12 protein-coding genes are annotated in these 15,692 nt (G+C 37.5%); 7 read left to right on the forward strand and 5 right to left on the reverse strand.

Annotated elements, in window-relative coordinates:
- The first annotated feature begins 5 nt into the window (after nucleotides 1–5).
- From pglZ to PNIG_RS10775, 6 genes are all read left to right on the forward strand, one after another.
- On the forward strand, nucleotides 6–2,069 hold the full coding sequence (gene pglZ / locus PNIG_RS10750) for a BREX-1 system phosphatase PglZ type B (protein ID WP_089368483.1): 2,064 nt from the start codon (nucleotides 6–8) through the stop codon (nucleotides 2,067–2,069).
- A 10-nt stretch (nucleotides 2,070–2,079) separates the two neighbouring features.
- Nucleotides 2,080–2,769 carry a DarT1-associated NADAR antitoxin family protein gene (locus PNIG_RS10755; RefSeq protein ID WP_089368484.1) on the forward strand — a complete coding sequence of 230 codons (690 nt, stop codon included), beginning with the start codon at nucleotides 2,080–2,082 and terminating at the stop codon, nucleotides 2,767–2,769.
- A gap of 173 nt (nucleotides 2,770–2,942) precedes the next feature.
- Nucleotides 2,943–4,436: an IS21 family transposase gene (gene istA, locus PNIG_RS10760; RefSeq protein WP_089368256.1), complete on the forward strand. Its 1,494-nt coding sequence runs from the start codon at nucleotides 2,943–2,945 to the stop codon at nucleotides 4,434–4,436.
- Nucleotides 4,429–5,181 carry an IS21-like element helper ATPase IstB gene (istB, locus tag PNIG_RS10765; RefSeq protein WP_089368257.1) on the forward strand — a complete coding sequence of 251 codons (753 nt, stop codon included), beginning with the start codon at nucleotides 4,429–4,431 and terminating at the stop codon, nucleotides 5,179–5,181. The genes istA and istB overlap by 8 nt, the downstream gene beginning before the upstream one ends.
- 154 nt (nucleotides 5,182–5,335) lie before the next feature.
- A complete protein-coding gene (locus PNIG_RS10770; RefSeq protein ID WP_089368485.1) occupies nucleotides 5,336–6,079 on the forward strand; it encodes a DarT ssDNA thymidine ADP-ribosyltransferase family protein in 744 nt (247 codons plus the stop codon).
- 21 nt (nucleotides 6,080–6,100) lie between these two features.
- On the forward strand, nucleotides 6,101–7,321 hold the full coding sequence (locus PNIG_RS10775) for a tetratricopeptide repeat protein (RefSeq protein WP_089368486.1): 1,221 nt from the start codon (nucleotides 6,101–6,103) through the stop codon (nucleotides 7,319–7,321).
- Nucleotides 7,322–7,527: 206 nt separating this feature from the next.
- Here the strand turns inward: PNIG_RS10775 and PNIG_RS10780 are convergent, their stop codons facing one another.
- The 3 genes from PNIG_RS10780 to PNIG_RS10790 are packed head-to-tail and all read right to left on the reverse strand — an operon-like array spanning nucleotide 7,528 to nucleotide 13,746.
- The gene (locus tag PNIG_RS10780) at nucleotides 7,528–9,855 is read right to left on the reverse strand and encodes a hypothetical protein (protein ID WP_089368487.1); all 2,328 of its coding nucleotides are present in this window, start codon (nucleotides 9,853–9,855) and stop codon (nucleotides 7,528–7,530) included.
- A 45-nt stretch (nucleotides 9,856–9,900) separates the two neighbouring features.
- On the reverse strand, nucleotides 9,901–11,760 hold the full coding sequence (locus PNIG_RS10785; protein WP_089368488.1) for a DEAD/DEAH box helicase family protein: 1,860 nt from the start codon (nucleotides 11,758–11,760) through the stop codon (nucleotides 9,901–9,903).
- Between the two features lie 6 nt (nucleotides 11,761–11,766).
- Nucleotides 11,767–13,746 (reverse strand): DEAD/DEAH box helicase, encoded by a 1,980-nt coding sequence (locus PNIG_RS10790; RefSeq protein ID WP_089368489.1) that lies wholly within the window; start codon nucleotides 13,744–13,746, stop codon nucleotides 11,767–11,769.
- A 194-nt stretch (nucleotides 13,747–13,940) separates the two neighbouring features.
- Here PNIG_RS10790 and PNIG_RS10795 point away from each other — a divergent pair, with 194 nt between their 5' ends.
- Entirely contained in the window at nucleotides 13,941–14,258 is a 318-nt protein-coding gene (locus PNIG_RS10795; protein ID WP_089368490.1) for a DUF3223 domain-containing protein, read from the forward strand.
- Between the two features lie 445 nt (nucleotides 14,259–14,703).
- On the opposite strand, the gene PNIG_RS10805 is transcribed toward PNIG_RS10795, so the two are convergent.
- Complete coding sequence (locus PNIG_RS10805; protein ID WP_089368492.1) at nucleotides 14,704–14,955, reverse strand: hypothetical protein; 252 nt, start codon at nucleotides 14,953–14,955, stop codon at nucleotides 14,704–14,706.
- A 520-nt stretch (nucleotides 14,956–15,475) separates the two neighbouring features.
- Entirely contained in the window at nucleotides 15,476–15,691 is a 216-nt protein-coding gene (locus PNIG_RS20170; protein WP_089368493.1) for a hypothetical protein, read from the reverse strand.
- Nucleotide 15,692 lies beyond the last annotated feature (1 nt).

Here is a 15,692-nt window from a genome sequence, read left to right on the forward strand (position 1 = left end):
AAGTTATGCAATTAATTGATTACCTAGCTTCGCAGTTGCGAAACTCAGCAACCTATAATTCAGCGGTGCAAGTAGCCCCTGCTGCTATTTTGTGGACTGACATTGAGCGTCAGTGGCAGCCTGCTATGCCGTTTATAAAACAACATGTACCTGAACTCATTGAGTTAGGTACTTACAACCCAGAAGAGCGCATAGGCCCTGCTATTTGGATAAAGTGTGCGATAGCTGGAGTATTAGAAGAGTGTGAATTACCTAAAGGTAAAACCCCAATAATTTATTTACCAGGTTTTGGCCGCAAAGACTTACGTGCAATAGAGCAATGCCCTGATGAATTAAGACCTTTAGCCGAATTGCAATACAGAGGCTGCTGGTGGGCTTACAATTCTGCAGGGAGAGATTGGAGTGTTGGCTCATTTTTAACAAACCCGCGTGTGGGCTTAGAGCTGGATGTTGCAAAAGATAAAAAAACACAAGAAGCCATACTCAATATTTTACCCGATTTACTTGAAACGCCAGCAGAACAATTAAAAGGTAAAAAGCTAGAAGCACAGGACTTTATAAGCATTGTAATGGATGACCCAGCTAAAGATATTTTAGCTTGGTTAAATAACCCTGAAGCAAAAAAGCAAGCTTGGGATGAAAATAAATGGCCTGTATTTAAACAAGCCTGTATAAGCCAATTTAACTTTGACCCTGATGATATAAGCGATATAAGCGCTATAAGCGCTATTATCTACAGCTTATGTGAGGCTGAAGGCGAATGGTATACTGTTTGGGAGCGATTTAAAGACACCGCACACAACCTACCTTGTTTAGTTGAAAAGCTTAAAACTATAGCTCCTACTGGTTTAGCGTTTGAGGCTAGCCATTTTTTATCTGAAAATTTAAAAGATGAAGCTGAATTAGCAAATAAATTAGCTAGCATTATCAGTGTAACGCCAACCGAGCTAAGGCAGCAGTTAACTGCCTTGTATAAATTACATGAACAGCGTAAAAGCTGGTTATGGCAAAAGCTCGATATGTCGCCTTGGCTGAATATATTAGAACAACTAGTAAACGTTGCTCAGCATACTCAAATTAATTTTACAGGCCCAAATGCCGAGGCAATGGCACAAACCTACAAAGAGCGGTTCTGGCATGCAGATGCTGCAGCAATTAATGCTATGGCTGCTGCTACTGATTTAAACCAGGAGCAAATAGTTGCTGATATTCTGGCAGTAATTTATAGCCCTTGGCTTGAAGCTGTTACGTTGAACTTTCAACGCTTAGTAAAGGACGAGGGCTACCCCGGTAAGCCAAGTAGTGCTGGTGAAATTAATGAGTCGACCGCAACGTATAGCACCAACGGCCAAGCTGTATTTTTTGTTGATGGACTACGTTTTGATACTGCAAAAATGCTTGAGGATAAGCTTAATAAGTTAAACCTGTCTGTTAATTTAACAAGTAACTGGTGTGCCCTACCCTCATTAACAGCAACCGCTAAGGCTGCCGTAACTCCTGTTGCCGATATTTTAAGTGGCGCTCAAGAAAATGATAACTTTATTCCCCAGATAACCGAGTCTAACTCTGAGTTTAGCTCTTATCACTTGAGTCGTGCATTAGAAAAAAAAGATTGGCAGTTTTTAAAAGAGTTAGACACTGGCAACCCATCTATAAATGCATGGCTACAAACTGGCGATTTAGACAATATGGGGCATAAGCAACAGCTAAAAATGCCACGCTATATTGATAGCATTTTAAATGATGTAGTCACCCGTATTGAAGGCTTAATAGCTGCTGGCTGGAAAAATATACGCATTGTGACCGACCACGGTTGGTTATGGGTGCCAGGTAAATTAGCTGAAGCAAACATTCCAAAAAATCAGGTTAAAAAACGCTTAGCCCGCTGTGCTATTTTAAAAGACAATGTAAGCACTGACGAATTAAAAGTACCATGGCATTGGAACGAGAATGTCTCTGTAGCTATGGCTCCTGGTATTGCAGGTTATGTGGCTGGTGATTATTACAACCATGGTGGCTTAAGCATACAAGAGTGCTTAACCCCCGTAATTAACATAACAACACCCTAAGGTTGATTAAGTGGCTACTAGACCCGTTTTTAAAGTGATTAAGCCGTTTCCTTATGTACAGGAAGAGCTTATTGACTTTGAATGGCATAAAGGAATGGCAGCCACACAAAAACAAAAATCTGTTCGCTCTTTACATAACGCTGCGCATAACTTGTTTAATGATTTAAATGTACTTGAAATCTCGACAAAAAGTGAGAGCACCTTGGGTGTAAGCCTAAGTGCTTTCAATTTGCTCGTTACATTAAAAAATGGTCGCGAAATTCCACTTGAGAATATTTTTCATGCAGCTAAAGTGTTTGAAAATGGCGGTCCTTTTAAAGAGCTTCTAACAATTCCGACACATGAAGTTAAACGAGATAGCCGTTTAGTTGAGAGCGGCTGTTTAACTGGCTTTTTTAGTAATGGAAAAACCTGGCCACTCACACCTAAAACTATATTTTATGATTGGATTTACATTAATGCTTTAAAATTAAACAAAGAACTACACTCTCAAATTATTCAATATAATGCGTTTACTGATATTGAATTTAACCCTAAAAAAAGCGTTAATTGCCAGGCTAGAGCAGCTGCTTTATATGTTTCTTTAGTCAACAATGGCACTTTAAAACAAGTTACTCACTCTGCTGATGAGTTTATAGCTCACTTAAGCCAAAGCATCGGAAGTTGCGCCTCCCCTGTACAAAAGGATTTATTTATTTAAATGGAAATTAATATGTTTGAGCCAATGTTAAACAAGACATTAGCCCTTTTACCTACTCCAGCTATTGCAGCTGAATTTGTTATTAAGCGACAATTACGGTGGCCGGTCTAGCGACAATTATCTTGGCCGGTTGATCTGATAAGGTTCGGTACAGCAGAACGGAGGAGTTCACTGTGCCGGGAACACGAATCACTGATCAGCAGGTCACTATTTATATGAAACATAGAAAACGTAATAGCCAAGTTATCGCGGCTGCGAAAGCAGGTATTTCTGAACGTTCAGCAAGGCGCATTGATAAACTGGATGAGCAGCCATTGTCTAATAAACGCCAATGGCGAACGCGTATAGATCCACTTGAGTCTATCTGGGACAGTATTGTTGTCCCTCTACTTCAAGGTGATGCAACGTTAACTCCGGTGGGAATTTTTGATCACCTTTGCGAGTTTCACACCGACAAATTTAACCCTAGCTCACGGCGTACATTAGAGCGTCGAATTCACAAATGGCGAGCACTGTATGGCTCAAGCAAAGAGGTCGTATTCCTGCAAACACACGAGTATGGCCTATTAGGCATGTGTGATTTTACACATGTGAAGTCACCCGTTACCATTGCTAGTGAACCCTTAAAGCATATGTTGTTTCATTATCGTATGCCCGCCAGTGGCTGGGCTTATGCCCAAGTGATTTACGGCGGTGAAAGCTTTGCTGCTTTTTCTGATGGCGTGCAAAACGCATTTAAAGCAGCCGGCGGTGTGCCTAAAGAAGTGCGTACAGACAGTCTGAGTGCCGCCTATCGTAATCACACTAATGATAACGATTTTACAGAGCGCTTTAATGAATTAGTCACCCATTATGGCTTTAAAGCGACCCGCAATAACCGTGGTATTGCGCATGAAAATGGGGCTATTGAGAGCCCTCATGGGCATCTTAAATCGCAACTGGAGCAAGCATTAAAAATCCGTGGTAGTTATGACTTTCAGACAAGAGAAGTCTATGAATCGTTTGTTGCCGACATTGTAGCTCGCCGTAATCGCCGTGTAAGTGATAAATACGCAGTAGAGCAGCGACAATTACATGCTTTACCACGGACGATGAGCGTCAATTACACCGAGCATTATCTAACGGTGTCACGTACGAGTACTATTTCGTTGAAACGTGTTACCTATAGCGTCCCGTCACGCCTTATTGGTAGCCGATTACTTGTTCGTTTATATGACAACCGTTTAGAGCTGCGCTATGGCAGCGATTTAGTTCAAACGTTAGCGCGTGTCTATGCTTCTAAAGGATGCCGTGCACGTAATATTAGTTACTTGCATGTTATTGACGCACTGGTTAAAAAACCATTGGCATTTCGCTACTCACAACTACGTGACGACTTACTTCCAAGCGACAATTACAAAGCTATTTGGGAATACGTTAATGCCCACCTTTTAGCGGATGAAGCGAGCTATTACATGGTGAAATTGCTCCATTTAGCGAAGCAAAGTGGGTGTGAACGTCAATTAGGACGATTTGTAGCAGCGTCAATTACTCAGCGACAATTACCGGCCATCCGAGAATGTGAAGCGCAATTTTTAGTGATTGCATCAAACATACCCACAATAACAATAAAGCAACACAGCTTGAGCGCTTATAGCAGCATGATACCGGGAGGTCTACATGGATAACTTCACGGCCTCGTTACCTTTAATGCTGAAACAATTAAAGCTTAGCACCATGCTTCAACAGTGGAATACTCTGGGCAAAAAAGCGATAGAAGAACAATGGAGCCCACAGCAATACTTATCTGAGCTGTGCCATATTGAACTTGCGACACGCGATGACAAACGCCTTCAGCGGCTTTTAAAAGATGCAAAATTGCCCGTGGGTAAACACCTTAGCAGCTTCGACTTTACCCTTGTTGATGGGGTTAGTAAGCCCCTTGTTGCTGATTTAATAAATCAGCCGGATTGGTTGAAGTACGGTGGCAATATATTGTTATTTGGCGCCAGTGGTCTTGGTAAAACGCATATCGCCAGTAGCATCGGTTATGGCCTTATCGAGCAGGGCCATAAAGTTAAGTTTGTTGCCGCGTCAGCGATTGTTCAACAACTCCAGCAAGCAAAGCGACATTTACGCTTGCAAGACGAACTTGTAAAGCTCGATAAATACAGCTTATTAATCGTTGATGACGTTGGTTACGTTCGAAAAACGGAACAGGAAACGAGTGTGCTGTTTGAATTGATAGCCCATCGCTATGAGCGACACAGCATGATCATCACATCAAACAAATCATTCGAACAATGGGATGAACTATTTGATGATTCAACGATGACTGTCGCGGCAATCGATCGCTTGGTTCATCATGCAACGATTATTCATTGCGAAGGTGAAAGTTACCGACGCAAAACAGCGCTCAATAAGAGCAAATAAAATTCGGTGTCAACCGGCCAAGATAATTGACGCGGAACCGGCCAAGTTAATTGACGCTAGATAATTTGTAGTAAATGAATTATCTTTCGCTAATAAAAGCTCTCTCCTGGTTCGTAATTTTGCTAAATCCAGTGGTGTAAAACTAAAGACTGAGATGCCACTGCTGGAGTTAAATAGCCCTAACATTCTGTTTTCAACTTTAATAGCTGACTTAGGCAGCTATCAAAATACTATTTCATTACGTCTTGAATTAATTGATGCCGTAATGAAGCATTATGGATTAGGTAAATATGCGAATATTGATGATAAAGAGCTTATTAAGCAATTTTGTAGCGAGCGTGGAATTACTACATTAATACACTTTACAAAAGTAAAAAACCTTAAAAGCATTTTGGATATAGGCCTTAATAGTAAAGATTATAATAACGAAATATCTAAAGGTCATATTTACAACGATGCTAATAGGTTTGACTACAGAACTCACATGATTTCGTTATCTGTGTCCTACCCTAACGACAAGATGTTTTATAAGTATAGACAAGCACAACCAGAAGAAAGCTGGGCTGTGTTAGAAATATCTGCCCGTGTTTTATGGGAGCTTGACTGCTTATTTTGCCCCGCAAATGCTGCTAGCTCTTCTATAGCATCAGCAACTGAGGAATCCCTCTCAGGAAGTGTGGCATTAAAACAGCTTTTTAATAATCAACCTATCAATTTACGAGCTTGTGACCCTACTGACTCACAAGCCGAAATTCTCGTTAATAGTCATATTCCAAAAGAATATATCCAATCAATATATTTGGATAAACCTAGCGAGTTATTAGCAAATACCGATTTTAGAATCAATAATACTTACTTTCACAATCGACAGTATGCTCTTTCGCACTGCTTTAACTAAATCTCATTATAAGGAAATAATATGTCTCTATTTAGCTTTTTCTCAAGAATTAAAACGGACCCCAAGGCAGAAGCCCAAGGTGAACAATACTTTCGCCAAGCTCTTCAGTATCATCAATACGGTAATCAAGATGACGCTATTTTATTCTTTACAAAATCACTAGAAGTAAGCCCACACCATTCAAGCGTATTTTTAAATAGAGCCGGCTGTTTCATGATTCAAGAAAGGTACCTTGAGGCGTATGATGATTATCGTAAAGTTATAGACATGGAGAAGAATAAGGAGTCAGTTGATATAGAAAGAGCCACTTCGATGGCATTGCAAAATATAGAGCGAATAAAATTATTTATCAGTTTCGAAAAAAAAAGTGGCGATACTGTTAGACAGCAGCTCTCTAATGATGGACTTGAGTACTTTGCCCAACGTTGGGCAGAAATACTAAGTAATCAGCATTTAGCCAATGATTTAGATTTAATAAAATATTTTATTCTTGAAGAAATAAAAGAACTTGAGGAAATGGGGGGAATCCACCAGGAATATGCTTTAAATTGCGGGATTAATCATTCTGAATTTATAAAAGTCACTGAGAATAATAATACTGGAAAAGCATTTATATTTTTTAAAAGTATTTTATGTTGCTTCAGCCGTGACCCTCTCAAGATGTTTAAAATTAGGACTGCAATACTTAATAAATTGATTTCATTAAGTATTACTTCTAATTCCGGCAATAATATCAGTAATCAACAAATCGATTACGATGGTGGAATGAGGCTTATTGAAGCTGAAGTCGATATAATGTTCATCGTTAAAAATGGTGAGGTCATGTATGTTAATAATGAAACTCCTCACCTGTATGAAATTGATAAAGATGGTGATATGAAGCTAGACGGCAGAGTGGTTAACTTTATCTTTAAAGATTCAAACGAAGTTATTGAGATATTTGTTGCATTTGATGATCAAGATTCGTATTCAATGTTTACAATGAATATGGGCCGAGATGAAAGATTAAACTATGTCGCTCAAGCTATTTTTCAATTTATGGGGCAAAATAATATTACCAATGTATTTTCAGCTACTGCGACATATTCGAGCCAATATCACTATCCATTCAAACTTTATAAAAAAAATGATAAGCACTTTATGGTCAATAACAGTCAATCTCAAGCTTATTTGATAAGTGAAAATATATATAAAAATAATAATGCTGATGATATTAAATCGGAGTTCTGGGGGATGGCATAAGCTGGCTATTGCGAACCGCTATTTTGTATATCTAAAAACAGCGTAACGGCAACAGACTGAGTTTATAGAAATGCTTAATCCCCTTTCTTTATATAAATCAATCTATCCTAGCTTAGTTCATTAACAGATTTATTATGAAAGCCGTTCAAGTTGAACGGCTTTTTTCTAATATATAATTTTAGATAATTACATTGCATTCACCTGCCTCAAGTAATGTAGTCTTCTAATTCTAAGCCATGCACCCCTAATACATCATCAGCGAAACACTCTGTTCCGCCTTTACTTAACACTAAAGTGTCTGACATTAAGAGTCTATATTCTTCAAACTCTTCTAATATAGTTTGTTCGGCAATAATAGCTTTATCAAGAGTTGTGAGAATACTAAACTGATCTAAAATTTCGGTATTATCTTTCTCCAAACGATAAAAACGTTGTTCAACGCCTTTTGTTGTTATGCCTACTTTATAAAAAATGAGATGCTCTGTTCTTAGTTGTAAATAATATAGATAACAAGGGGTATCAGGGTCTTTATTGTCTAAATTTCTAAAATACTCAGCACATTTAGGGCAGCCTCCACCATGTTTATGATCATGAGCAGTTTGGAGGAAGTCACCATGGGTATGACAAGTAATAATAACCTTGTCTCTGATAGTGTTATATTCTAGTTTAGAGTAATCATACTTATCACCATGTACTTTTTTACAGTCTTTTAGGTAATTCTCTAGATTTAATTTTGTAGAATCAACATAGCAATCCCTACATCCACTACCTTTTAAGTGTTGAGAAGCTCTTTGCTCGAAAATGCCATGAACATAACACTCAATTTTTAGCAGAGTATTAGTGCCATTACAATTAACGTGATCATAACCATACCTTCCTTTATGAATTTTAAGCGACCTACTAATAAATTCATCTGTCTGAATGTTACGCTTAATGCTAGTACATTCCGGGCATCCAACTCCTCTTAGGTGAGCATCAGTTTTTTGCTCAAATTCTCCATGTTCTGGACAAGAAACAAGTATTTTACCTTTTGAATTGTTGCTAGTAATTTCTGAATAACTATATTTAAAGTTGTGAATTTCATTTGCTTTTTCTATTATCACAGAGAAAGGTACCCTGATCTTTTCTGCGGAAGATTCGAAGCCGCATGCTGGGCACCCAACTCCTCTAATATGCGATGCCGGTGATTGATTAAAAACACCATGCAATAAACACTTTATGCTAACCTTTTCACTGTATGCAGAATATTCTACTAAATCATACAAATACTTGTCACCATGAACATCTTGAGCTCTCAATAAAAACTCTTCATACTTTACCTTTCCAGACTCTGTAGACTTAGTAATCCCGCATTTAGGACACCCTCTTCCACCTTTATGGCTACCAGGTGTCTGTTCAAAGTCGCCATGGATATCACATGTTATAACTACTTTTACGTGATTATTTATATAGTTTGTTTTGTCATAGTTCCATCTGAAATCATGTATGAAATTTGCGCCTTGTATAAACTCAGCCGTTGATGAGCTGCTATCTTTACCACGTTTAATTGCCGCACAACGGTTACAGCCATAGCCTTGCAAATGTAGTATTGGTTTTTGATAGAATAAGCCATGTGTAGGACAAGTGATTAGCACTTTAGTCTTTGAAGCAATATAGGCAGTTTTTTCATAAGTATAATAAAAATTATGCTTTTTATTAGCTCTGTCAATAAACTCACCGGTAGTATACGTTAAGCGGTCATTTGCACAGCTTTTGCAACCTGCTCCTGCTAAGTGGTTATGCGGATTTTGTGAGAAATCACCATGCTTTTCACAGGTAATTATTATATCTTCATGTGACTTAGTAAATTGAGTTTTTGAATAGTTATACTTATTTTTATGGGCTATTTTTGCTTTTTCTATAAATACACTAGTTGATAACCTTGAAGTGGAGTTATCTATTGCACACTTATGGCAACCGGAACCTTCAAGATGCTTGCGAGGGGTTTGTTCAAAGTTCCCATGTTCTGGGCAGGTTATTGTAACTCTCGTCGTGTTACCCTTATAATACACATGTTTATAATCAAACCTATCTCCATGGACCTTTCTAGACTTTAATTCAAATGTTTTGGAAGCTGCTTCGATAGTTTTTAATGCTGTATTTTTGTTTCCACATAGTTTACACCCTGATCCTGCTAAAAAATGTCGAGCGGCTATTTCAAAAAAACCATGGTGCTTGCACCCTACAGAAACCTTTTTATTTGCACCTGTATAAATTATTTTTGATAAATCATATTTATCCTGATGAACCGCTGTTACTTTTTGTATATATTGTAAAGAGGCTTTAGCAATCTTAGCTTGGTTTTGCGCTTCTTTAGAGCACTTTGAGCAATGATATTTATAGTGATTTGATGGTGTTTGCTCAAAGTTCCCATGCTGTGGACACGTAATCGTTAATTTAATATTACTACCAATATAAATAGACTTATCATAAGAATAAGTGTCGCCATGTATAGATTTTGCTTTATTAATAAAACTTAAAGTTTTTTCATCCATGTTAGAGCCTTAAAGGTAATAGAGACCAAACCATTGTAAAATACATTAAAAAACAGACTGGTTTTTAATGTGCGTAGCTGTCACTTCAGCCTGATGTTTTTTTATTTTAGTTAACTCACTTGAGTGTTCACCACGAAGAAACAATAAAATTATTGTGTCATCGAGTGCTACATCTAATAGCTCACTAACCTCTTGCAAATCATCTTCATCCATTGAACGCTTAAATGCATCTGCTTTTTTAGATAAGTTATATATACTAAACACACTTGCCATAACTCTCTTATCAGTCGTAGCCTCACCACCACCTGGGTTAACCACTTTATTAAACTCTAACGATTGATTTTGATCTAATAATGACGTGAATTCTATTGTTCTACTTTTTGCACAGCTTGGAGTGTAATCATCATAAGTAACGCCGTTTACCCATTGTGCCTTTATCCAGTTCTGATGTTCACCTTTCAGGGCTCTACCCTGCTTACGGTGTGGACCATCATCTTTTAAAAATTCAGCCTTAATTAGAGCAATAGCCTCAAGTAGTAAGGGGTTTTGGGTGTATTTTGAGTAATCGTAGTTCGGTATAGCTAATTTACCTGGAACGACTAGATAACTTTGGGTTAAATATGTTTGAGTGTCATCTTTTTTTCGAGAAGAGGCGGTATATTCCTTATTTGGTGAGATTTGAATCCCTCTATCAAAACCTCTTACATCATATTTAGCACAAATATCTTCAAAAACTGCACGTAAACCTTCAAAGTCACTTTTATCACTATTTAATTCAAGGTGGTTAAGTAAGTCACTATAAGCTTTAATAGCATCAAGGTTCGTATAGTGTTTGGCTAGTGTATTGCTATGGTAACCACAAGCACGACCGATATTAGCCTGGACAATTGCAGCAATATTAGCAATTGTGCTGTCCCAAGTATTAATGAGCGTACTTTTCATTTCTTGACCAAAATTAATACCAGCTCTAAAGCCCGCAACAGTTATAGCAATAACTTTGTCATCGAACATTGCTGCTGCTTCATATTCACGTTTAAAATCGTCAATACTTGCTAAGTCACTTTCCTCAACCCCCACCAACTTTTGGCCAATAACCATAATTTGCTCTTCGGCTATACCGTTTTCTAGTAGGATATTTTTTGCTAAATTAGCCTGGCTGCTAGGAACCCTAATCAATGACCATCCTGATGAGGGATTCTCTTTGAACTGCCTAATAAAACGCTTACGTAGTAAAGAATCATCACAAAAATTACGCTGCTCTTCTGTTAACTTTACTATTTGATTATTGCGGTGCATCTCCCTGATGCCTAAATACTCATCGCTTGTTTTATGAAAAACTAGACTAGTTTTGAAGTCGTGACGCAGAATAGAATCTGTACCCGCCGAATAGAGCGCGCTAAATGGTGTAGCTGAAATAAAAGCGACTTTACAGTTTGTATTTTCTTTTTCAAGATATTCAAAAACCTTCGCATATCTTACGGCCTCGGAGCCGGCTCCATAGTGACACTCATCTATTATAATGAGTTTGGGTGGTTGGGCTTTAAAGTTGCTTGAGAGTGCGAAACTCATATTAGTAAAGTTACTCACAACAACATTATTACATTTAGCAAGATCTTGCTTAGCCTGCTCTTGGAGTGACAAATCGGCCATAGTGACCAAATAAAGTGTATCTTTTAATTTTGAACGCTCACAAATATATGTATCTGATAAACTCAACCTTTGTAGTGCAGCTAGTGCTAGTGCGATACCAGATTTTCCTGATTGCATTTCGGCGGTTATAACAACCGCACGACTACCATCTTTAAAATGACTAAATGCTCGCTGTGCGGCGTGCTGTTGATGCGCAAAAGTAAACTGAGCTATCACGTCCTCTAGTTGCTTTCTGTGGTTATCTGCTTGATTCATGATATTTTACTTTACCGAGAACTGTGATTCGTCACTCAAGGCACCTGATTTTTCAGGTAACTCATTATGAGCCTTTTTAGCTAAAGTCCTATCTAAGTCGTACTCACCACGCCTATACAAAACAAATATGGTATCGTCATGTGGAATATCGAAATAATCACACATATCCCATACATCCCTTTCAGTCATAATTGTTTTAGCAACTTTACGTCTTGAGATGTTGTAAACACTAAACACTGTTGCAGTAACTGATTTATTTTCAGATAGCTCCCCTGAACCTGGCGCTACGACTCTATTAAACTCCACATAGTCATCATTATCTAACATGCTTGTAAGCATAATTGTTCTATCTTTCTGAGGGCCATCTACACCTGCCTTCTCAGGGTTATCGTAACTATCACCATTAACCCACTGGGCTTTTATCCAATTTTTCTTTTTACCGCGCATGGCTCTACTGCCTTTTACCGACGGTGCTCCATTTTTAATAAACTCTTCTCTTAAAACTGTGATGGCATTTAATAGAAGCTTGTCTTGCGTGTATTGTGAAAAGTCGTAATCTTGATCTAGCAACCTTGCAGGTACAGCTACATAGTGATCTGTTGCAAATGTTTCTACATCACCAATAGGTCTACGTTTTTTATATTTAATTGTAAGACCTACATCTAAACCATTAACTTGGTATTCTTGACATACGTCTTCAAAAAACTCTTTTAAACCATCAAAATCAGATGCGGCATGATCAGAACATGTCCGTTCTAGATAATCTAAAATTGCCCCATACGCTTCAGCAGCATTACCATTAGTGAAATGCATTGAGGTATTGTTACCATGATAACCACACGCACGACCTACATTAGCCTGTACCACAGCAGCAACACTTGCAACTGTGCTATCCCAGGTCGAAATAAGGTTATTCTTCATTAAGTTACCAAAGTTTATTCCGGCTCGACAACCTGCAACTGTAATTGCAACTAACTTTTCACCAAACAATTCGCTGTCTTCAAATGCTTTTTTAAATCTATCAATTGTAGATAGCTCATCTTCAGGTACACCTGAAAGAGAATTACCTAGAATGTAAATATTTTCTTCATCTACTCCTTGTGAAATGAAAAATTGTTTGGCATCCATTGCTGTACCTGCAGGTACGCGTACTAACGACCAACCCATTCCATCATGCGAATTAAATTGCTGCATAAAATTTTTACGGTGAGACGACTCAACTAAGAAGTTTCTTTCTTCGTCATTTAAATTGTGTAACCGATTGTTTTGTAGCATCTCTCGTACGCCGTAGTATTCGTCACTGGTTTTATGGAAAACCAAACGAGTACCAAAATCACGGCGTAAAATCGAGTCTTTAAGCGCTTGATTAGCTGCTTGAGTTGATTCTTTTAAAAGTTTATCGTTATGCTCTATTTCTGCTTCTGAGCTAACTTCTAATGCTTCTTCGTACTCTGTTTCTGCACCATATAAAGCGCCAAAAGGTGTCGCAGAAATAAACACGACCTTACAAGAATCATTTTCTTGCTCTAAATAGTCAAATACAGTGCTATAACGAATACCTGTTACATTAGAGCCATAGTGACATTCATCAATGATGATGAGTTTAGGAGGGTTGCCCTTGAAGTCTGTTTCTAAAGACTTTTCAAAATTGACAAAATTACTGACCACTACATTTTTCGCAAGCCTTAAGTCATCTTCAGCTTGATCCCTTAAGGCTGTATCTGGCATTGTGACAAGGTATAAGGTGTCTTTTAGCGAGCGCTTTTGGCAAATGGTTTCATCATCTAGGCTCAAACGTTGTAAACAACATAAAGCTAAAGCAATACCCGATTTACCAGCTTGCATTTCTGCAGCTGTAACTACGGCTCTAACATCTTTAGAAAATGCATCAAATGTTTTTGTCGCGGCATTTACTTGATGACCATGTAATGCGTTACTACTAAGGATTTCTTGGACTTTTTGGCGGTGTACGTCAGCTTTATTCATAAAACTAACTCCTTGTTAAAATTATGCTGATCCGAGGGCTGTCTATTTAAAATTAACACTATTGCTTATATTCAATAGACTTTTTCTTATTCTGCCACTATTTATATTTTTAGCAAATCTAAATACAGTAAACTGTTGATATCACTTAACTAGGTTTAAAAAGCTTACATTGAATTACTAAATATAGGTGAGATATGGTACTAAAATTTGAAATCAACGATGAGATTTATTCACAGAAAGAGGCTCGTGCACTATGCACATTACTTTTAAATAAATATAAGATATCTAGGATTGTAAATGATTTAAATGACTTCTTATTTCTAAAAGAAGCGTTTGAACGCCATCACTATAACCCATTAAAAAAATTACCAAGTCCAATTAAAAACATATTTGTAAAGCCTTCATCAAGTGGATCTAATTATCAATTTTGGGTTGTTTTAGCAGATGGTACAAAAACACACATTGGTTATTCTAAAAAATGCTTTGTAACAGAAAAAGCAAATAATACATGAAGATAATGTTATAGATGCTGCTCGTTACCATATTCGATACCAACAAGATAAAGCGCGTAATAGGTTTAAAGATGCAGACAACTTAGTTTGTGCGATATGTTTAGATAATATGGATATAAATGATGTACATGCTGATCTTACACCACCATATACGTTTAAATATATATTTGAGTCTTGGCTAGCCCACAAAGGCATAAAGATCACTGGAATTACATATAAGGATTTAAATAATTCTGAAAAACGTGTATTTGTTGATGAAAAACTAACTAATGATTGGTGTGAGTTCCATAAATTAAAGTTCAAGCCTCAACCTGCTCATAGTAGATGTAATATGGACCAGGGTTAATACTTATATACTAAAAACCATAAGGCATATTGTCTGTAACTTAGAGATCTTGAGTCGAGGAAATGGCTCATTACAATTTATTATGAGCCAGAGACTTAGTTAAACTTGGAAGTGGCCTTCACAGACCGGATTATCTTGCATATAGCGCACTGCGGGCTTTTCACAAAATCCACATTCAGTACCTTTTGGAACCGTGTTTTCATCACAGTTAGGGCAGCTTTTAAGTTTATAATTAAACTTGTGCTCACACACTTCACACTCAATTAAATCATCTTCGCAATCAGGACAATTATCGTATTCATCCAAATCGAATTTTAATTTACACTCACTACACTCTTCTAAATCGCTCATATTCCCTGCTTCATTTTATTAATTTAGACAGCAATGTACCTTTTAAAGTACCTTCAGTAAATCCATGATATTAGTGATTAATTAAGCAATTCTTTAATCAACACAGAACCCAACTGCCGCGTATTAAATGGATTTCCGTTGCTATTTAAAATTGAAATCCTAAACTCTTTAGCAATATCACGTAAGTAAGGCTTACAGGGGGTACTAATTCACGATTAACAAACACTTCAATAGTACCGCTTTCAAGCTATAATAATTTGTAGTTATGCCATATAGCTTCTTTTAGGTTTAATAAAGTACGTGGCTTAGCAGGTGGATTTATTAACTTGCTCATTGTAATAAAGCTTTTACCTGTTGCTACATTGTTCATTAGTCGTTTAGCTTCTTCTACGGCGTATCTAATAGGGTTTAAACTTGAATTTCGTCGGTATTGATTCTTAAAATAATTATACGTTCAACTAAGCCTAACGTATTAGCATACAAGCCTATATAACCGCCTGTATGCAGCCTAGCGGTCTTTTTAACCTATTGTTATGCCATGGGCTTGTGTAACACCATAGTCAGCCTGATTAACCTCCGTTGCCATACGACCATTAGTTATCAGCGCTACATATAACTCCCCTATTCTCCCAGTTAAATGCTTAAGCTCAGTTGCTGGTACACCCCAACTAACTCCCTTTCTAACCAGATCACATTTCTCAAGAGACTGAATAATTAGCATTTGTGTTAAAGCCATT

This window comes from Pseudoalteromonas nigrifaciens, assembly GCF_002221505.1.
In the GTDB taxonomy this organism is placed as follows: domain Bacteria; phylum Pseudomonadota; class Gammaproteobacteria; order Enterobacterales; family Alteromonadaceae; genus Pseudoalteromonas; species Pseudoalteromonas nigrifaciens.

Excerpts from the sequence above, each read along its gene's own strand:
- pglZ (WP_089368483.1), top strand. The coding sequence starts at position 6 with ATGCAATTAATTGATTACCTAGCTTCGCAGTTGCGAAACTCAGCAACC.
- istB (WP_089368257.1), top strand. The coding sequence starts at position 4,429 with ATGGATAACTTCACGGCCTCGTTACCTTTAATGCTGAAACAATTAAAG.
- PNIG_RS10770 (WP_089368485.1), top strand. The coding sequence starts at position 5,336 with ATGCCACTGCTGGAGTTAAATAGCCCTAACATTCTGTTTTCAACTTTA.
- PNIG_RS10775 (WP_089368486.1), top strand. The coding sequence starts at position 6,101 with ATGTCTCTATTTAGCTTTTTCTCAAGAATTAAAACGGACCCCAAGGCA.
- PNIG_RS10780 (WP_089368487.1), bottom strand. The coding sequence starts at position 9,855 with ATGGATGAAAAAACTTTAAGTTTTATTAATAAAGCAAAATCTATACAT.
- PNIG_RS10785 (WP_089368488.1), bottom strand. The coding sequence starts at position 11,760 with ATGAATCAAGCAGATAACCACAGAAAGCAACTAGAGGACGTGATAGCT.
- PNIG_RS10790 (WP_089368489.1), bottom strand. The coding sequence starts at position 13,746 with ATGAATAAAGCTGACGTACACCGCCAAAAAGTCCAAGAAATCCTTAGT.
- PNIG_RS10795 (WP_089368490.1), top strand. The coding sequence starts at position 13,941 with ATGGTACTAAAATTTGAAATCAACGATGAGATTTATTCACAGAAAGAG.
- PNIG_RS10805 (WP_089368492.1), bottom strand. The coding sequence starts at position 14,955 with ATGAGCGATTTAGAAGAGTGTAGTGAGTGTAAATTAAAATTCGATTTG.
- PNIG_RS20170 (WP_089368493.1), bottom strand. The coding sequence starts at position 15,691 with ATGGCTTTAACACAAATGCTAATTATTCAGTCTCTTGAGAAATGTGAT.